Source organism: Streptomyces sp. Root431 (assembly GCF_001426585.1).
Taxonomy (GTDB): Bacteria; Actinomycetota; Actinomycetes; order Streptomycetales; family Streptomycetaceae; genus Streptomyces; species Streptomyces stackebrandtii.
Genome location: NZ_LMEI01000011.1, coordinates 69,998 through 88,862 on the forward strand (window position 1 = coordinate 69,998; position 18,865 = coordinate 88,862).

Annotated in this window: 15 protein-coding genes; 5 read left to right on the forward strand and 10 right to left on the reverse strand. The window is 71.4% G+C overall.

Features of this window, described 5'->3' with window-relative positions; translation table 11 throughout:
• Position 1: 1 nt before the first annotated feature.
• Positions 2-1,003, reverse strand: a complete 1,002-nt coding sequence (locus ASC82_RS19955) for a LacI family DNA-binding transcriptional regulator (protein WP_056649787.1) — start codon at positions 1,001-1,003, stop codon at positions 2-4.
• Positions 1,004-2,679: 1,676 nt separating this feature from the next.
• Between ASC82_RS19955 and ASC82_RS31415 the strand changes: the two genes are divergently transcribed.
• Positions 2,680-3,900 carry an RICIN domain-containing protein gene (locus ASC82_RS31415; RefSeq protein ID WP_277914793.1) on the forward strand — a complete coding sequence of 407 codons (1,221 nt, stop codon included), beginning with the start codon at positions 2,680-2,682 and terminating at the stop codon, positions 3,898-3,900.
• 139 nt (positions 3,901-4,039) lie between these two features.
• On the forward strand, positions 4,040-6,127 hold the full coding sequence (locus ASC82_RS19965) for a phospholipase C, phosphocholine-specific (protein ID WP_242427715.1): 2,088 nt from the start codon (positions 4,040-4,042) through the stop codon (positions 6,125-6,127).
• 7 nt (positions 6,128-6,134) lie between these two features.
• Here ASC82_RS19965 and ASC82_RS19970 read toward each other — a convergent pair whose 3' ends face one another.
• The 3 genes from ASC82_RS19970 to ASC82_RS19980 are packed head-to-tail and all read right to left on the reverse strand — an operon-like array spanning position 6,135 to position 8,953.
• On the reverse strand, positions 6,135-6,566 hold the full coding sequence (locus ASC82_RS19970) for an ATP-binding protein (RefSeq protein WP_242427716.1): 432 nt from the start codon (positions 6,564-6,566) through the stop codon (positions 6,135-6,137).
• Between the two features lie 60 nt (positions 6,567-6,626).
• The gene (locus ASC82_RS19975) at positions 6,627-7,508 is read right to left on the reverse strand and encodes a carbon-nitrogen hydrolase family protein (RefSeq protein WP_056649790.1); all 882 of its coding nucleotides are present in this window, start codon (positions 7,506-7,508) and stop codon (positions 6,627-6,629) included.
• 5 nt (positions 7,509-7,513) lie between these two features.
• Complete coding sequence (locus tag ASC82_RS19980) at positions 7,514-8,953, reverse strand: APC family permease (RefSeq protein WP_242427717.1); 1,440 nt, start codon at positions 8,951-8,953, stop codon at positions 7,514-7,516.
• A 301-nt stretch (positions 8,954-9,254) separates the two neighbouring features.
• Between ASC82_RS19980 and ASC82_RS19985 the strand changes: the two genes are divergently transcribed.
• Entirely contained in the window at positions 9,255-9,851 is a 597-nt protein-coding gene (locus ASC82_RS19985; RefSeq protein ID WP_056649793.1) for a TetR/AcrR family transcriptional regulator, read from the forward strand.
• A 49-nt stretch (positions 9,852-9,900) separates the two neighbouring features.
• Here ASC82_RS19985 and ASC82_RS19990 read toward each other — a convergent pair whose 3' ends face one another.
• Positions 9,901-11,304 carry a peptidase C39 family protein gene (locus ASC82_RS19990; protein WP_056649795.1) on the reverse strand — a complete coding sequence of 468 codons (1,404 nt, stop codon included), beginning with the start codon at positions 11,302-11,304 and terminating at the stop codon, positions 9,901-9,903.
• Positions 11,305-11,486: 182 nt separating this feature from the next.
• Here ASC82_RS19990 and ASC82_RS19995 point away from each other — a divergent pair, with 182 nt between their 5' ends.
• Both ASC82_RS19995 and ASC82_RS20000 read left to right on the forward strand, forming a co-directional pair.
• Positions 11,487-12,116 carry a hypothetical protein gene (locus tag ASC82_RS19995; protein ID WP_056649798.1) on the forward strand — a complete coding sequence of 210 codons (630 nt, stop codon included), beginning with the start codon at positions 11,487-11,489 and terminating at the stop codon, positions 12,114-12,116.
• Positions 12,117-12,425: 309 nt separating this feature from the next.
• On the forward strand, positions 12,426-14,345 hold the full coding sequence (locus tag ASC82_RS20000) for an AAA family ATPase (protein WP_056649800.1): 1,920 nt from the start codon (positions 12,426-12,428) through the stop codon (positions 14,343-14,345).
• Here the strand turns inward: ASC82_RS20000 and ASC82_RS20005 are convergent.
• The 5 genes from ASC82_RS20005 to ASC82_RS20025 all read right to left on the reverse strand — a co-directional run bounded on the left by ASC82_RS20005 (position 14,342) and on the right by ASC82_RS20025 (position 18,842).
• Positions 14,342-15,388 carry a hemolysin family protein gene (locus tag ASC82_RS20005; protein WP_056649803.1) on the reverse strand — a complete coding sequence of 349 codons (1,047 nt, stop codon included), beginning with the start codon at positions 15,386-15,388 and terminating at the stop codon, positions 14,342-14,344. The genes ASC82_RS20000 and ASC82_RS20005 overlap by 4 nt on opposite strands.
• Positions 15,385-16,785: a hemolysin family protein gene (locus ASC82_RS20010; RefSeq protein ID WP_056649806.1), complete on the reverse strand. Its 1,401-nt coding sequence runs from the start codon at positions 16,783-16,785 to the stop codon at positions 15,385-15,387. Before ASC82_RS20010 ends, ASC82_RS20005 begins: the two co-directional genes overlap by 4 nt.
• Before the next feature lie 291 nt (positions 16,786-17,076).
• On the reverse strand, positions 17,077-17,529 hold the full coding sequence (locus ASC82_RS20015; protein WP_056649811.1) for a PH domain-containing protein: 453 nt from the start codon (positions 17,527-17,529) through the stop codon (positions 17,077-17,079).
• A 46-nt stretch (positions 17,530-17,575) separates the two neighbouring features.
• Positions 17,576-18,424 carry an ATP phosphoribosyltransferase gene (gene hisG, locus ASC82_RS20020; protein ID WP_024760817.1) on the reverse strand — a complete coding sequence of 283 codons (849 nt, stop codon included), beginning with the start codon at positions 18,422-18,424 and terminating at the stop codon, positions 17,576-17,578.
• A gap of 145 nt (positions 18,425-18,569) precedes the next feature.
• The gene (locus ASC82_RS20025) at positions 18,570-18,842 is read right to left on the reverse strand and encodes a phosphoribosyl-ATP diphosphatase (RefSeq protein ID WP_030551960.1); all 273 of its coding nucleotides are present in this window, start codon (positions 18,840-18,842) and stop codon (positions 18,570-18,572) included.
• Positions 18,843-18,865 lie beyond the last annotated feature (23 nt).

The following is an 18,865-nucleotide window of genomic DNA, read 5'->3' on the forward strand; positions in this document are numbered from 1 at the left end:
GTCAGGCGGGCGGAGCGGTGCTGTCGCGGACGATGAGCCGCGGGAGCAGGAGACGCCGATGCGGTGCGTCGGACGGGGCACCGGAGACCGCTCCGAGGAGCAGTCCGATGGCTTCGCGGGTCATCTCCCGGGTGGGCAGGGCGACGCTGGTGAGGGCCGGACGGGTCAACGGCCCCTCCGGCGTGTCGTCATGGGCCACGATCGACAGGTCGGCCGGGATCGAACAGCCCTTGTCCTGGGCTGCCTGGAGCGCGCCGACGGCGAGCACGTCGTGCGTGGCGAACAGCGCGGTCGCCGCCGGCCGCGCCGTCATCGCCTCTGCGGCTGCCGCGATCCCGCCCTTGAGCGACGGCTCCGGCACGAGGCGCACGGCGGAGTCCGGGACGTCCAGGCCGTCCTCGGCGAAGGCGCGCCGGAAACCGCTCACCCGCATCATGTGGGCCGGGCCGGCGAGGACGGCCACGTTCTCGTGGCCGAGATCCCGGAGGTGGCGCCCGGCGAGGTATCCGCCGTGCTCGTAGTCGATGGTGACGACCGGGAAGCGGGCGGGAGCCCGCGCGCCCTCCCAGGCGCACAGGACGACGGGGAAGCGGGTGCGCGACAGCAACGGGAGGTGGTCGGTCAGCCCCTCGTCGCCCGCGATGAGCAGGGCGTCGACGGACCGGCTGGTCAGCCCCGCGAGATGTCTCCTGGCGCGCTCTCCGTCGCGGCGGGTGGTGCAGAGCAGCAGGCGGTAGCCGTGCTCGCCGAGGACGTCCTCCGCCTCTTCGACGAGTTCCGCGTAGAAGGCGGTGGACACGGTCGGGACGAAGAGGCCCACCGTGCGCGTGCTGCCGGTGGCGAGCGACCGGGCCACCAGATTGGGGACGTAGCCGAGTTCGGCGATGGCCTCGCGGACCCGGGCCTCGGTGGCGGGCCGAACGGCGACACGGCCGGAGAGCACGTTGGAGACCGTCTGCTTGGTGACGCCGGCCAGGTCCGCCACGTCCTGCATCGTCGCCATGACTACCTCGATTTTACCGATCCAAAAGCGGATGCAACGTACTGCCGGGACGGGGAAGCGGTCAACATCGCCACCCCGGCCCCACGAAGGCGGGGCAGCACCGGAGGCGCCGGAGGCACCGGTTCCGAGAAAGCTGAAGTTTTCCGCCCGAGGCTCTTGTTTTACCGGTCAAATTGGCCGTACGGTCCACCCACCGACGGCAACCGAGACCCGGTCGCCGGACGGATGCGGCGCCCCCCTCGCGCCGCGGAGCGGACACCTGAACCGCACGGGCCTCGGTCTCCGCGCCACGCCCCACCCCCCCACTCCCGCACCACCCGGCCACGACCGGATCCCCCCACCCGCATGCCCCGCCCCGGCCCTCCCTGAGCCGGACCGCGCATGCCGTATCCCCCCTCCCCGAAACGCCCCCGGCCGGACCGGCCCCGCGCGGTACGCCGTCCCAGGGCGAGACGCAGCCGAACCCGGGACGCCTCTCGGCCGTCCCGCATCACACCGCCGTCCCGAAGGACGCCGGACCTCCCACGGAGCCCTCCCCTCGGCTCCTCCGTTCAAGGAGTTCTCATGAACGCTCCTCGCACCAGACTGGCCGGAGCGCTCGTCGCAGCCGCGCTGGTCGTCACAGGCGGCAGCACGCTGACGATGCCCACGGCATCCGCGGAGACGAGCGCCGCCTCCTACACCGTCTCCGTCGGCGCCAAGGGCTCATGGACGTACGCGGACGACACGCCCGCCGGCACGTACATCGACAAGGACGGCACCTTCTACTTCCAGCAGGCCCACGCCCTTTACGGCGCGAACGACCCGCGCAAGTGGACCTTCTACACCGGAACGAACATCGACACCGCCACCCGTTCCAGCGCGATCAGCGACGCCGTCAACCCGGCCAACTCCGACGACCGCAACAACAACACCACCTGGCGCTGCAACTACAGCCCGACCGGCGTCGAGGCCACCCAATCGCCCGTCACCACCACCTACGCGCACCGCAACTACTGCGACCTCGCCGGCGTCTGGGTCGATCCGGACACCGGTGACTGGTACGGCCTGGTGCACAACGAGTTCACTCCGGAGCCCTTCGGCGACGGCTCCCACTTCGACGGCATCGACTACGCCGTGTCCAAGGACCAGGGCCGGACCTGGTCCATCAAGGACCACGTCATCACCTCGCCGTACAGCACCAAGCGCGGTGACANGACGGCATCGACTACGCCGTGTCCAAGGACCAGGGCCGGACCTGGTCCATCAAGGACCACGTCATCACCTCGCCGTACAGCACCAAGCGCGGTGACACCGCCGCCTTCCCACAGCAGACGTACCACTACGGCACCGGTGACCAGCGGCTCTTCGTCGACACCGCCTCGGGCTACTTCTACGCCTTCTACGGCTCCCGCATCGTGAACAAGGGCTACGGAGGCGGCTGGGCCGCGTTCTACGGACACGTCGCCCGCGCCCCGATCTCGGGCAAGATGGCGCCCGGCACATGGCAGAAGTGGTACGACGGCGCCTGGTCCCAGCCCGGCGTCGGCGGCCGCGAGAGCAACATGGTCCCGGTCGGCTCCGGCAACACGACGGGATACACGCCGACGTCCAAGGAGTACAACCCCGCCAACAGCGGCTCGGTGAGCCAGCAGGTCGCCGCCGGACTCACGCCCCCGACGTCCCCGATGTTCGTCATGGACATCACCTACAACGCCCACCTCGGCCTGTACATCGGCCAGCCCCAGGCGGTCGACCAGAGCGGCAACGCCTCCCAGGAGATCTACGCCACCGACAACCTGGCGACCCAGAAGTGGTTCCGCCTCGGTGACACCGGCAGCTACAAGAACGCCTCCTGGTACCGCTGGTTCCTCGACAGCGCCAACAAGACCAGCTCCACCATCGTCGGCAAGGACTTCCGCTCGTACTGCTCCTTCGGCTGCTCCGGCGGTACGTCGAGCGAGTACGTCAACCTGACGATCAACACGACCCAGCCGGCCGCCCCGGTCGACACCACCAAGGCCTACCGCATCTCCGCCGGCGGCCGGGTCCTGGCCCAGGTCTCCGGCAGCTCGGCCACCACCTCGCTCGCCGCCGCCACCGGCTCCGGCCTCGAGTCGTGGATCTTCACCTCCAACGGTGACGGCTCCTACCGCATCGCCAACTCCGACACCGGCGGGCTCCTGGGAGTGGGCGCCACCGCGACGAGCACCCGCGCCTGGGGCACCAAGCCCACCGTCACCACGGCCGGAACCGGCGGGCCCAGCGTCGGACAGCAGTGGTTCGTCATCGGCGGCACCTCGCCCACCGGCGGCACCCCCACCGGCACATTCAAGATCGTCAACCGGTACAGCGGACTCGTCATCGGCCTCTCCGCCGACTCCGGCCGCCTCGCGGAGACCACGCCCACCCGCAGCTGGACCAACACCACCGGCAACGCGGTCGGCGGCACCCGCACGGCCGGCGAGCAGACCCTGACGCTCACCCCGACCGGCCAGGCCCCCGCGACGCTCGACGGCGTCCACACCCTCACCGCCGGAGGCCGGGCTCTCGACAACCCCGACCACAGCAGCAGCGCCGGCACCCAGCTCATCACCTGGACGGCCACCGGCGGCGCCAACCAGAACTGGACGTTCACCCGGCAGACCGACGGCACCTACGAGATCAAGAACCTCGAGTCCGGCCTGTGCGTCGACGTCCACAGCGGCTCCACCAGCGCCGGCGCGGCGATCATCCAGTGGACCTGCAACGCCGGCACCAACCAGCGCTGGAACGTCACCCGGCTGGCCAACGGCGGCTACACCGTCGCCTCCGTGGCCAGCGGACTGCTCCTGACCACCGCCTCCTCCGCCGACGGAGCGGTCGTCACCCAGCAGCCCGACACCGGCAGCGCCCTCCAGCAGTGGACCGTCAACTGACGCTGCCGCGGGCGTGACGACCTGCCGGAGCCTCGTGCAGCACACGGGGCTCCGGCAGCCTTCGTACCGCTCTCCCCACGGCTCTTGTCCCCCACCCCGACATCCGCCAACTGATTCGTGAGGTCATGCCATGGTTCCCATGGACCGCCGGAAGTTCCTCGTCTCAGCGGCCGGCGCCGCAGCGGTATCGCTTCCCCATCTGACGGCGAAGACGCCGCCACAAGAACTCCTCGGAACGGACGCCGCGCCGGTCGCCGCCACGTCGGCAAGCGACCTGACCAAGATCAAGCACGTGGTCGTCCTCATGCAGGAGAACCGCAGCTTCGATCACTACTTCGGCGCGCTGAAGGGGGTGCGCGGTTTCGGCGACAAGAGCACCATCGACCTCCCGGGCACGCTCGGCGCGCCTGCGGGAAAGTCGGTCTTCCAGCAGCCCGACGGTTCGTCCTGGCGATACCCGTGGGCCCTGAACCGAGGGGGTCCCGACGGCTGGAGGAACGCGCAGGGGGTGGGTACGGCACACAGCTGGACCGACGGCCATCGCGCGTGGAACGGCGGGCGCCTCGACCGGTGGATCGCGGAGAAGGGGCAGCTCACCATGGGCTACTTCACCCGCGCCGACCTGCCGTTCCACTACGACCTGGCGGACGCCTTCACGATCTGCGACGCCTACCACTGCTCGGTGCTCGGCTCGACCGGCCCCAACCGCAACTACTTCTGGAGCGGCTCCACCGGGGTCGGGCTGATATCCCCTCCGCACCTGAACGGCGGGGACTTCGAGGGTGAGAACCAACCGTGGACGGCCTACGCGGAGGAGCTCCAGAACGCCGGTGTCACCTGGCGCACCTACAACGTCGAGACCGACAACTACGGGGACAACGCGCTGGAGTACTTCGCGGGCTTCGGCTCCGGCCCGTTGTACGACGCCGGTGTCAGGTCCGTGCCCCCGCTGCCCGGCGGAGGCAGTACGGCCGACCGGATCATCGAGGCGTTCCGCCAGGACGTCGTGGGCGGCACCCTGCGCCAGGTCTCCTGGGTGGTCACGGACGAATCCCACTCCGAGCACTCGGACGAGACGCCCAGCCGCGGGGCGGTCTTCGTGAAGCGCCTGCTCGACGCCCTGAGCGCCGACGCGGAGGTCCTCAGGTCCACGGCGCTGTTCCTCACGTACGACGAGAACGACGGGTTCTTCGACCACGTTCCGCCCCCGTTCCCGCAACAGGGCTCGACCGACGCGACGAACGAGTGGGCCACCTACGGCAACGTCTCCGGACCGGTGGGACTGGGCGCCCGCGTCCCCATGATCGTCGTGTCCCCGTGGACCACCGGCGGTCGCGTCTGCTCACAGACCTTCGACCACACCTCCATGCTCCGGTTCCTGGAGAAGTGGACCGCGGCCCTGGGCAAACCGGCGGTGTGCGGGAACATCACCGCCTGGCGGCGCAAGGTGTCCGGTGACCTGACAAGCGTCTTCGACTTCAGCAAGGACGCGTCCACTTACACCCTGCCGGCGCTCGGCGGCGCGGCCCCGGCGGGGCAGACGCCCGGAACCATCGGCACCGCGCCCGTGCCCCCGAGCACGAACACCCCGCCGCCTCAGGAATCCGGCACCAAGACGGCGTGCGCGCTGCCGTACCAGAGCAATGCCCACCTCGACCGCGTCGAGGTCGGCGGCGGCACCACGCTGATCTGGGTCGCCCTGCAGAACCAGGGGATCCACGCCACCAGCGCCGCGCACTTCAGCGTGTACGCCAACGCCTACCGCACCGGCGGCCCCTGGCAGTACACCGTCGATCCGGACAGCGGTACGGAGGACTTCTTCAACGTCGGCAGCGGTTACGGAAACGGCGCGTACGACTTCACGGTGACCGGTCCCAACCGGTTCTTGCGCCGCTTCACGGGAGACGCCTCCGGAATCGCCCTCGGCCGGCACGTCACCGTCAAGTCGACCTTCGAAGTGCACCCGTCCACCGGCAAACTGGCCGTCGTCTTCTCCATGAAGAACCACGGCACCCAGGGCGTCACCTTCCGCATCAGGTCCAACCAGTACCGCACCTGGGACAGCACCTACTCCGTAGCCGCCGGAGGCACGACCACCGAGTTCTTCAACGCCGTCGCGTACCAGCAGGGCTGGTACGACTTCACCATCACGGTGGACAACGACACGGCCTGGTCGGAGAGATTCGCCGGGCACATCGAGTACGGCGCCACGAGCATCACCGGCTGACCCGGCGTCACGGAGAGGTGGCGGGTGGCTCCGGCGCGGGGAGCGTGAGGATGAACCAGACGGCGTTGCCCGACGGAGTCTGCCGGTAACCCCAGCAGGTCGCCAGTGCGTCGACCAGGAGCATTCCCCGCCCGTGCTCCTGATCGGCGTCGGGCCGTTCGACGACGGGCACGCCCCCCGTACCCCCGTCCATCACCTCGAAGTACAGGTGGCGGCCGTGAGCGACCAGGGTCAGGGTCAGCACGCACGCCGGGGTGTGCCGGACCCCGTTGGTGACCAGTTCGGAGATCAGCAGCCGGAGATCGTCCGCGGACTCTCCGGTCGGGCACGAGCCCCACTGACGAGCCGTGTCGAGGACCTGCCGGCGGGTCTTGGCGACCAGGTCCGGCTCCGCGGCGATCATCCAGCTGTCCATGCGATACGTCGGCCGATCGGTCATGGCGTTCTCCTCCGGAGGTGAACCCGCCCCGGAGGAGTGCCCCCGGGGCGGGCCCCGGGCTCATTGCCCGTCTGTGTCCTTGGCCCAGTCGGGCGTGCGGAACGCGCCGCCGTACATCGGCAGTTCGATGGTCGACCCGTAACGGGCGAGCTGGCTCCAGGGGCGGTTGACGCCCGCCGAGCCGTAACGGCGGGTCCGGGTGACGGCGTCCAGGTCCAGGACGTCGACCAGGACCTCCTCGCCGGTACCGGCCTGCTGGCGGACGATGCCCTCGGGGTCGACGATGGTGCTCTCACCGACGCCCGCCGGATCGGAGGCGTTGACGTTGACCACGTAGATCTGGTTGGTCCAGGCGTTGGCCCGGGCGCAGACCAGTTCCATCTCCCGGTCGCGGGTGGTGGTCAGGGTCGGCTGGATGACGACCTCGGCGCCGAGCCAGGCGAGCTGGCGCATCGTCTCGGGGAAGGAGCCGTCGTAACAGATGGCCAGGCCGACGCGGCCCACCCCGGGGACCTCGAAGACGGTGAACGAGGTGCCGGGTACGGCCTGCTCGTACGGCTGCCAGGGGAAGACCTTGCGGTAGCGGGCGGCGATCTCGCCCTCGGGCGAGATCGCGAGTGCGGTGTTGTGGATCGTGCCGTCGGCCGCGCGCTCGAAGACGGTGCCGGGCACGAGCCACAGCCCGGTCTCCCTCGCGAGTCCGGCAAGGCGGTCGGTGAGCGGTCCGGGAATGGTGACCGCGGCCTGCTCCATCCAGTCCTCCGGGTGCTCGCCGAGCAGCGGCCCCTCCGCGGCGAGGAGCAGTTCCGGCACGACGACCATCTGCACATGCGGGAAGAGCTCGCGGACGGTCCGGACCTGATGGGCGAAGCGGGACCAGGTGGCGTCGAGGTCGTACGGCACGGGTGCGGTCTGAACGGCGGCAATGGCGAGGGTACGCATCGGTGTCAGCTCTCGTTCGGGATGGATTCGGTGGCCGTCGGTGCGACGACGGAGGTCTTGCCCTCGCGGAAGAAGCGGGGGAACTTGGCGCGGATCAGCAGGACGACCGGGAGGCCGAGGGCGACGGCGCCGACGCCGAGGAGGAAGACTCCGCCGATGCCGAGGAAGGAGGTGCTGCCGTAGTCGGGGGCGACCATGTCGTAGGCGCTGCGGGCGAGGGCGGCGACCATCATCAGGCCGCCGAGCAGCGGCAGCACGCCCTTGAACAGCAGGTCGCGCTTCGAGTCGAGCAGTCGGTGGCGGAAGCGCCAGACGCAGGCGAACGCGGTGGCGCCGTAGTAGCAGGCGATCAGCAGGCCGATGGAGAGGATCGCGTCGCCCAGGAAGCGGGGCGAGGCCAGCTTCAGGACCACCAGCGTCACGGCGGTGGCGGCGCCGAAGAAGACCGTGCCGACGGTGGGCGTCCGGTAGCGCGGGTGGATGCGCCCGAACGCCTTCGGCAGTGCGCCGTGGCTGCTCAGGGACAGGAAGCCGCGACCGCTGCCGACCAGGCAGGTCAGCATCGCGGACAGGGCGCTGACGCAGACGGCGAGCTGGACGACGGTGGCCAGGGAGCCGCCGAGGAGCGGCGGTGCGAGGGCCGCCAGGAAGTCCGTGGCGTTGTCGGGGTTGCCGAGGCCGATGCCGGTGGTGCCGGTACCGGCGTAGCCGACCGCGGCCACCGCCGTGAACAGGTAGGTGCCGAGCAGGACGAACGTGGAGATCAGCACGGCCCGGCCCGGAACACGGTCGGCGTCGCTGGTCTCCTCGTTCACCGTGACCAGGGCGTCCCAGCCCCAGTAGATGAAGAGACACAGCAGCACCGCCTCGGCGAACGGGCCGACACCGTCGAAGGCGAAGGGGTTGAACCAGGACAGCGACGGTGTGGCGGCGCCGGGCCGGGTGAAGGCCGCGTATCCGAGCCCGAAAAGGGCCACCAGTTGCAGTCCGAGCAGCGCGTACTGGACACCGGTGGCGATCCGCAGGCCTCGGCGGGCCAGTACGGTCGCGCCGGCGAGCAGGACGAGACCGGTGACGGTCACGGCCGCGCCGTCGCCCGCGAGCTCGTCCAGGCCGAGGACCGTCAGCAGGTATGTGGCGCTGACCTGGGCGAGCGCGGTCATCGCGAAGAGCGTGGCCATGGTCGGCACCCAGCTCCCGACGAGCCAGCCCGCCCAGGGACCGAAGGCGCGGGTGGTCCAGACGAAGGTGGTGCCGCAGTCCGGCATGTCCCGGTTGAGCTCACGGAAGGCGAAGGCGGTGAGAAGGATGGGCACGAAGCCGATCAGCAGGGCCGCAGGCGCCAGCTGCCCCACGGTCATGGTCACCAGACCGAGGGTGACGGCGATGGAGTAGGCGGGGGCGGTGGAGGACAGCCCCAGCGCGACGGCGCCGAGCAGTCCCACGCTGCCACTGCGTAGGCCCTTTCCGGCCGGGACGGGGGAAGCGGCGGCTCTGGGGCCGGGAGAGATGTCTTGCGAATCGAGCGTCACGGCGGAGACTCCTCACGGGAGACGCATCTGTTAAACACAGATTTAAGAACTGCGCTTCACACACGTCAAGAGCTGCAGTCTTGTGACTAAACACGAATTGAAGATCGCGTAACGATCGGCCCACTCCCCCCTCAGGAAGGCACAGGAGCCCCGCCGCCCGGCCTCTGGCCGGGGCGTGGATACGATTGACCGCACCACGAGAGATGGGCGGGGCATGGCGCGAGGGAAGCAGGGCAAGGAGGCCCGCCGGGCGGAGCTGAACGCCGCCGTGCAGCGAGCACTGCTCACACGCGGCCTGGACGGACTGCGCCTACGCGACGTCGCCGAGGAGGCCGGCGTGACACCGGCGGCCGTGCTCTACTACGGCGACCTCGACACCCTCGTCCACGAGACCTACCAGCAGGCCATCGAGCGCTACAGCCAGGACCGGGAACAGGCCGCGGAGCTGCACACCGACGCCCGGGAACAGCTGCGCGCCTGCATCGACCTCGGCCCGGCCACCGGCCCGGACGACACCCTCACCCGCCTGCTCTACGAATACTGGCCGCGCTGCCTGCGCGACGCCAGGGCGGCCTCTCTCGACAGCGCACTGACCGAACGTCAGATCGCCGTGTACCACGGCATCCTGGTGCTGGGTCAGGCCCAGGGCCACTTCACCCTCACCGACCCCGCCCGGCTGCTCGCGGCGAACTTCATCGCCATGGAGGACGGCTACCAGATGGAGATCCTCGCGGGCCGCCGCACCCGCGCGGAAGTCGTCACCGCCCTGCGGTCCTACGCCCGCGCGGTGACCGGATTCGACCTGGGCTGACGCCCGCGCGGTGACCGGATTCGACCTGGGCCGACGCCCGCGCCGACGCTCACACCAGACCGAGCGCCCGCAGCACCCGGAGCCGGCTCCCCGTCGGCCTGCCGGCCCAGTAGAGGTAGCAGACACCGCCCGTACCACTCCTGACCTTGCCGTTCGCGTCGTAGCGCTTGGTGCGGAGCCAGATGTTCTCCCATTCGCGGCGGTCGTAGACCCGGCGGACCGCCTCGTTGCTGGGCGAGGCCGGGTCGTTGGCGATGACGTCGCCGTCGGCGGTGAAGCCGACGACGGTCATGAGGTGGCCGGAGGTGCCGTAGCCGGCGCCGGTCAGTTCCTCCTTGCGGAAGGACTGGGACGTTATGGCCGGGATGCCCGCACGGACCAGGGCTTCGAGCTCCGTGAGCGAGCGCAGCCGGGTCACCACCGCGTTCATGTCGGGGTACGTGGCCGCGTAGGCGGCGTTGAAGGGCCAGTTGCCGCAGCCCTCGTACTGGTGGTCGTAGGTGAAGCGGGCCGCGTGGCAGACCTGGGGGTCGGCGAAGTCCGGGTTCACCCAGGCGAGTTCCTCGGCCGAGGGGCGGCGCCCCCAGTACTCGACGATCATCTGGGAGGAGGTCGGGCTGCACCAGGCCTCGCCGCCGTTGTCGTACTCGGGGTACTGCCCGACGTGGGTGTTCTGCGAGTAGCGCGGGACGCTCAGCTCGTGGGCGGGGCCGGGCTCCGAGGCGGGGACGGTGAAGCGGTCCGGGACGTCCGAGGCCATGGCGCCGAGCCGCCGGACGATCGGGGTGAGGTCGGTCCCCGGGGTGCGGTAGAGGGTGAGCCGGAGGCGGTACGAGCTCAGCCGCAGGCCACTCGCCGTGTCGTCGATCGCGAAGGTGTCGGTCCAGACGGTGCTCTTGCCGTCGGTCTGGTCGTCGACCGAGGTGCGCCGGACGTCGGCGTCGCCGGAGGCCCAGCGCCCCAGCACGTACCAGGGGGTGGCGGTGGCGTCGGAGTACGTGCCGGAGAGCTCGACCTGGAGCCAGGTGCCCGGCGGCGTGTGGGCGTTCCAGGAGGCGATGACCTCGGTGGCGGGCACGGTCGACGCGTGCACGGGCGAGGTCCAGCTCGCGTACTCCCAGGCCGAGGTCCGGCCGGTGTGCGGGTCGGTGTACTCGGTACGGCCCGCGGGGGTGGCGAGGACCAGGCCGGGGCGGTGACCGGCGACGGCCTTCGTCCCGGCCGCGCTGCCGCACCGCCAGTCGGTGTACGAGGACCAGAAGCGGTTGTCGACGAGCCCGGGTGCCGGGGCGTGGCCCCGGTCGGCTCCGTCGGCCGGAGCCGGGCGGACGCGCGCTCCGGCGGCGCCGTCGGAGGTCGCGGCCGAGGCGGGGGCGGCGCCGGCCGCGGCCGTTCCCGCGGCGGCCGCGAGAGCCGCGGCGAGGACGGTTCTGCGCGGGGTGGAGCTGGTCATGGGCGGTGACCCCCAGTCGAGAACGGCGGGCGTACGGACAGGGCTGCGCGGGCCCACTATCCCGGTCGCGCGGGGCCTCCGCCAGCACTTCGCGCCGCGTCGCCGTACCAATATTGGTCTCGACCACTGACGGTGGCACCTCCCTGACCTGCGGCGGTCCGCCACTCCCCTACCCTGGGCCCATGACCGACCTCGACCGCGCGGCACACGCCCTGCTCCGCCTCCCGCCCTCCTGCGGACCGGTGCGGCTGGTCGCGGTCGACGGCCACGCGGGCTCCGGCAAGTCCACGCTCGCGGCCCGCCTCGCCACCGCCCTCGGCGACGCCCCCGTCCTCCACCTCGACGATCTCGCCACCCACGAGGAGCTCTTCGCGTGGACCGGCAGGCTGCGTCACCAGGTCCTGGAGCCGCTCTCCCGCGGCGAGACCGCGCGCTACCGGCCGTACGACTGGAACCGCCGGGACTTCGGCGAGCCCCGCGCGCTGCCGCCGGCCCCGGTCGTCCTCGTCGAGGGCGTCGGCGCGGGCCGGAAGGCCGTGCGGCCGTTCCTGGCGTGGCTGCTGTGGATGGAGCGAGGCCCCGAGGAGTCCTGGACCCGGGGGCGGCGCAGGGACGGCCCGGAACAAGCCGATTTCTGGGACGGATGGACCTTGGCGGAGACTCGCCACTTCGCGCAGGACCCCTCCCGGCCCTTCGCCGACACCCTGGTACGGGAGCGTCCCGAGGGGTACGACTGGCTTCCCGGGCCCTCTGTGACAGCGGGCCCGGACCAGATCATCACACAGGGTGACGGCTTCCTGTCGGTGAATTGAGGGCCCGGAAGTCCACTTCCGCAAGTGCCTGAACTGCGCTTGACCCAAGGGGCGTACAGGTCTTACGTTCTCAATGTGCGGCTTTTCGGAGCCGCCGCGGACACGAAGCCCCCGGTTGTTCCCCCGTGATCGGGGGCTTCGTTCCGCCCCGATCACCCTCACCGGAGCCCCTGCGCGACCTCTTTCGCTCACCCAGGGTCACTGCTTCCGGATCATGCGCTTCTCCTTAAGCGCACACCCCCTGCGCAGGTACGATGCCCGCAGGTGCGGTCAAATCCCGTCCATGCGAAGACGGTTGTGGGGGACCCGATGGACATCGGCACGCAGGGCTCACTGGCCCCCGCCGAGCTCGCCTGGCTGCGCGGAGTCGACGCCTACACGATGGGCGCCTACCCGCAGGCGGAGGACGAGTTCCGGACGGCGGTACGGATCGATCCCGGGATGGCGGACGCCTGGCTCGGGCTGCACGCGCTCCGGGTCGACACGACGACGGCGCTGTTGCGCATGTACCGCAATCGAGAACGGTTCGGCGAGCAGCGCGCCCGGCACCGCCGCACGCTGAACTCCTGGTACTGGCTGGGCTGGTGGGTCCAGCCCGTCCTGGAGAGCCCGCGCGACCTGCTGCTCGCCCACGCCTCCCACTGGCTCGACGGGCGCCACGTGCCGGAGCTGGACCGGGCGCTCGCCGGGCTCCCCCCGGTCGACACCGACCCGCAGGTCCGCTTCCTGCACGCCTGCCGCGCCTATCTCGTCAAGGACTGGGACCAGCTCGTCCGCCATACGGAGACCCTCGTCGACGACCCGCTGCTCGGCATCGAGGCGGGCCTCTTCGGCGGCATGGCCCGGGTCCGCCTGGAGATGTACGGCCAGGCGGAGCCGCTGCTCTCGGCCTCCCTGATGCGCTGCCGCAGCGAGCAGCCGCAGCGCAAGGAGCTCCGCTACTGGCTCGCCCGCGCCCACGAGGGCACCGGGCGCAGCGCCGCGGCCCTGCCGCTCTACCGGGCCGTGCACCGGATCGACCCGGCGTTCATGGACACGGCCGCCCGGCTCGCGGCCATCGCCGAGTACGACGGCTTCGAGGGGTACGACGGCGTGGACGACCCGTCCGGGCTCGCGACGGTCGCCCTCGGCACCGTCGGCGGCGGCCTCGGCCAGGAGACGGTGGACACCGCCCCGGGCGCCGACCCCGACGCCGGGCCGCTCGGCGACGGGCTGCGGCTCGCGCCCGAGCCCGTACCGCCGATCGTTCCCGCCGCTCCGCCCGAGACCGTACGTCAGAAGACGCCGCTGCCCTCGCAGCCGGGGCCGCCGCGCTTCCCCGCCGGGCCCACCGACCCGGTCCTGCTCGCGGAGGCGCTCGCCGAGTTGGAGGGCATGGTCGGGCTCGACCCGGTGAAGCGCCAGGTCAAGGCGCTCTCCGCACAGCTGGAGATGGCGCGCCTCCGTGCGGACCAGGGGCTGCCCGTCCAGCCGCCCAAGCGCCACTTCGTCTTCTCCGGTCCCTCCGGCACCGGGAAGACGACGGTCGCCCGCATCCTGGGGCGGGTCTTCTACGCGCTCGGGCTGCTCGGCGGCGACCATCTCGTGGAGGCCCAGCGGGCCGATCTCGTCGGCGAGTTCCTCGGCCAGACGGCGGTCAAGGCCAACGAGCTCATCGACTCGGCGCTCGGCGGGGTCCTCTTCGTCGACGAGGCGTACGCCCTCTCCAACACGGGCTACAGCAAGGGCGACGCCTACGGGGACGAGGCCCTCCAGGTCCTCCTCAAACGCGCCGAGGACAACCGCGACCATCTGGTGGTCATCCTCGCCGGCTACCCCGAGGGCATGGACCGGCTGCTCACCACCAACCCCGGTCTGTCCTCCCGCTTCACCACGCGGGTCGACTTCCCCTCGTACCGCCCGCTCGAACTCAGCGCGATCGGCGAGGTCCTGGCCGCGGCCAACGGCGACTGCTGGGACGACGAGGCCCGCGACGAGCTCGGCTCGATCAGCGGGCACGTCGTGGAGCAGGGCTGGATCGACGAGCTCGGCAACGGCCGCTTCCTGCGCACCCTGTACGAGAAGTCCTGCGCCTACCGGGACCTGCGCCTCTCCGGCTACCCGGGCACGCCGACCCGCGACGACCTCGCGACCCTCCGGCTCGCCGACCTGATGCAGGCGTACGGCGAGGTGCTGTCGGGCCGCGGTCCGATCGACCGCGGCCCGCAGCAGGAGCCCCCGGGGTACTAGGCCGGGGCGGGCGCCGGCGTCATGCGGTGGGCAGGGTCGCGGACCTCGCCCACCAGCATCTCCAGGACGTCCTCCAGGGCGACCAGGCCGAGGACCCGGCCCGAGCCGTCCGCGACCTGCGCCAGATGGGTGGCGGCGCGGCGCATCACGGTGAGGGCGTCGTCCAGCGGCAGCTCCGCGCGGAGCGTCGCCATGGGCCGCCACAGCTGGTGCGGCACCGCCCGCTCCCGCTCCTCCAGGTCGAGGACGTCCTTCACGTGCACGAAGCCCATGAAGGTGCCGCGCGCCTCGGCGCGCACCGGAAAGCGGGAGTACCCGGTCCGTACGGTCAGCTCCTCGATCTCGCGAGGGGTGACGGACGGCGGGACGGTCACCAGGGAGGCCGGGGCGATGAGGACGTCCGTCACCGGGCGGCTGCCCAGTTCGAGCGCGTCCTCCAGGCGCTCCTGCTCGGCCGGGTCGAGCAGCCCGGCCTGTCCGGCGTCCTCCACGAGCCGGCCGAGCTGCGTCCGGGTGAAGACCGCCTCCACCTCGTCCTTCGGCTCGACCTTGAACGCCCGCAGGACGAGCCGGGCACAGGCGCCCAGCGCGACCGTCACCGGCCGGCAGAGCCGGGCGAAGCCGACCAGGGCCGGGGCGAGCCAGAGCGCGGTCCGCTCGGGCGCGGCCATCGCCAGGTTCTTCGGGACCATCTCGCCGATGACGAGGTGGAGCACGACGACCGCGGCGAGGGCGATGACGTAGCCGAGCGGGTGGATCAGGCCCGCCGGGACCCCGACGGCGTGGAAGACCGGTTCGAGGAGGTGGGCCACGGTCGGCTCGGCGACGGCTCCGAGGGTCAGCGAGCAGACGGTGATGCCGAACTGCGCCGCCGCCATCATCTGCGGCAGGTTCTCCAGTCCGTACAGGACCTTCTGGGCGCGGGCCCCGCCGAGCGGTTCGATCTGGCTGCGGCGGACGGAGACGAGCGCGAACTCGGCTCCGACGAAGAAGCCGTTGGCCAGGACCAGGAGGAGAGCGAGGAGAAGCTGGAGGGTGCTCATCGGACGCCCTCCGCGACCAGCGGGGCTGCGCGGTCCACCGCGCACGGGTCGGCGTACGGCTCCGCGTCCGGGCCGGGCTCCGGGCCCGGGCCCGTCCGGACGAGCCGGACTCGCTCGGCCCGGTAGCGGTCGACCTGGCGCACCGAGAGCCGCCAGCCGGGGAGCTCGACCCGGTCGCCGGGGGCGGGGATGCGCCCGAGGAGGTCGGCGACGAGCCCGGCCACCGTCTCGTACGGCCCGTCGGGCACGTCGAGGCCTATCCGGCGCAGGGTGTGGACCCGGCAGGAGCCGTCGGCCTCCCAGACGGGCCGGCCGTCCTCGGCGGGCGCGGCGGCCAGCTCGGGGCGGCCGTCGGCGAGGGTGTCGTGCTCGTCGCGGACCTCGCCGACGAGCTCCTCGACGATGTCCTCCAGGGTGACGACGCCGGCCGTGCCGCCGTACTCGTCGACGACCACCGCGATCGGCTGCTCCCTGCGCAGCCGCTCCAGGAGGGCCTGGGCGGGCAGCGACTCGGGGACGAGGAGCGGCGGGACCGCGATCCGGCCGACGCGGGTGCGCAGCCGGGCGTGCGGGGCGACGGCGAGCGCGTCCTTGAGGTGGACCATGCCGACGATCTCGTCGATGCGGTCGCGGTAGACCGGGAAGCGCGAGAGGCCGGTGGCCCGGGTGAGGTTGAGGACGTCGGCCGCGGTGGCGTCCCACTGCAGGGCGGACACCTTCACGCGCGGGGTCATGACCTGCTCGGCGGTGAGGCCGCCGAGCGAGAGGGTCCGTACGAAGAGGTCGGCGGTGTCCTGTTCGAGCGCGCCGGCCAGGGCGGAGTGCCGGGCGAGCGCGACGAGCTCGCCGGGGGTTCGGACGGAGTCCAGCTCGTCGGTGGGCTCGACGCCCAGGAGCCGGACCAGCCGGTTGGCGACCCGGTTGAGCAGGGCGATCACCGGCCGGAAGAGCGCGGAGAAGCGGCGCTGCGGGGTGGCGACGAAGCGAGCGACCTGGAGCGGCCGGGAGACCGCCCAGTTCTTCGGTACGAGCTCGCCGACCACCATCTGGACGGCGGAGGCGAGCAGCATCCCGATCACCACCGAGACCCCGGAGACGGCCCCCTCGGGCAGTCCGGTCGCGGTGAGCGGCCCGTGCAGCAGTCCGGCGAGCGCGGGCTGCGCGAGCATGCCGACGACGAGCGAGGTGAGCGTGATGCCGAGCTGGGTGCCGGAGAGCTGGAAGGACAGCTCGCGCAGCGCGGTGACGACGGTGCGGGCGCGCCGGTCACCGGCGGCCGCGGCCCGCTCGGCCTCGGCGCGCTCGACGGTCACGAGACCGAACTCGGCGGCCACGAAGAAGCCGTTGGCGAGGATCAGGAGAAAGGCCGCTGCGAGCAGCAGCAGGGAGACGATCATGCCGCCGCCTCCTGGGAGGGGGCGGCGCAGGTACTACCGGACGATCCGTCCATTGCTGGAGGGAGTCACTCCTCGGGTCGAAGGGCGGCCCCGCGGGCCGCGACGGCGGCCCTGCACATGCGAGGCGGTGGTGCCGCTCGGCACCACCGCCTCCAGAGTAGTCACGCGAACGCCCCGCGTGGCAGGGGGTCGGCCCCGGATGGGGGACGGATCCGGGTTCTCCCGCCCGGGATCCGTTCGCCGGGGCCGGGTCTCGGACCCGCTCCCCGGCCGCGGAACCGCCCCCGTGTCTCAGACCGTCTCGGCGACCGTCCCCCGGCTGTCGGCCAGGGCACGCAGGGCGCGGGCGTCCCGGATCGCCGCTTCCTTGGCGATGCCGGGCTGGATGCCGAGCGCGGGCATGCTGGTGCCGTCGCTCAGGTCAAGGAAGACCCACGGGTCGCCGGGGCGGAGGTTGACCTTGAGGATCTCCGCCCAGGCGAGCCGCCGGGTCCGGGTGATGTTGACGACCGTGACGCCCTCGTCGTCGGCGACGACCTTGGGGCGGCTCAGCATGATGAGGACCCCGAAGAGCAGCGCGGCGGTGAAGACGAAGCTGACGCGCTCGCCCGGCCCCAGTCGCTCCAGCATCAGCGCGACGACGGTGATGACGACGAACATCACGGTCCCGATGGTCAGCAGGACCGCCCGGGTGCGCCCCGGACGGAAGGTGACCGGGAGGGTGGGCAGCGGTGACTGGGACATCGGGGGTTTCCTCCGTGCCTCGGGGGGCGTACGGGCCGGGTAGCCGTCAGAGGCGGCAGGCGTGGATGGCGGTGGTGAGGATGGCGCGGGCGCCGATCTCGTACAGGTCGTCCATGATCCGCTGCGCCTCCTTGGCGGGGACCATCGCGCGGACGGCGACCCAGCCCTCGTTGTGCAGCGGGGAGACGGTCGGCGATTCGAGGCCCGGGGTGAGGGCGACGGCCTGCTCCAGGTGCTCGGCGCGGCAGTCGTAGTCCATCATCACGTACGAGCGGGCGACGAGGACGCCCTGGAGGCGGCGCAGGAACTGCTGGACCTGCGGGTGGTCGTCCGAGGCGCCGTGGCGGCGGACGACGACGGCCTCGGAGGTCAGGATCGGCTCGCCGATGACCTCCAGACCGGCGTTGCGCAGGCTGGTGCCGGTCTCCACGACGTCGGCGATGACCTGGGCGACGCCGAGCTGGATCGCGGTCTCGACCGCGCCGTCCAGGTGGACGACGGAGGCGTCGATCCCCTGGTCGGCGAGGTGCTTGGCGACGATGCCCTCGTAGGAGGTCGCGATGGTCATGCCACCGAAGTCCTCCGGGCCGTTCGCCGTGCCGGGACGCGTGGCGTAGCGGAAGGTGGAGCGGCCGAAGTTCAGCGCGAGGATCTCCTCGGCGCTGGCTCCGGAGTCCAGGAGCAGGTCACGGCCGGTGATGCCGATGTCCAGCTTCCCGGAGGCGACGTAGATCGCGATGTCCTTCGGCCGCAGGTAGAAGAACTCGACCTCGTTGTCGGGGTCGATGACGACGAGCTCCTTGGACTCCTTGCGCTGGCGGTAGCCGGCCTCATGGAGCATTGCCGACGCAGGTCCGGAGAGGGAACCCTTGTTGGGAACGGCGATGCGCAGCATGGGGTGAGCTTCCTTTGCCTGGGAGTGGTGGGGAGACGTGCTCAGAGGTCGTACTCGGAGGTCCTGCTCAGAGGTCGTACTCGGAGGTCCTGCTCAGAGGTCGTACTCGGAGGTCCTGCTCAGAGGTCTTGCTCGGAGGTCGTGCTCAGAGATGGGCGTAGACGTCGTCGAGCGAGATCCCGCGCGCGACCATCATCACCTGGACGTGGTACAGCAGCTGCGAGATCTCCTCGGCGGCGGCTTCCTTGCCCTCGTACTCCGCGGCCATCCAGACCTCTGCGGCCTCCTCGACGACCTTCTTGCCGATGGCATGGACGCCCTTGTCCACCAGTTCCGCGGTGCGGGAGGTGGCCGGGTCGCCGGTCTCGGCCTTGAGCTTGAGCTCGGCGAAGAGCTCTTCGAAGGTTTTGTTCGCCATGATGGTCCTAAGGGTACGGGGTG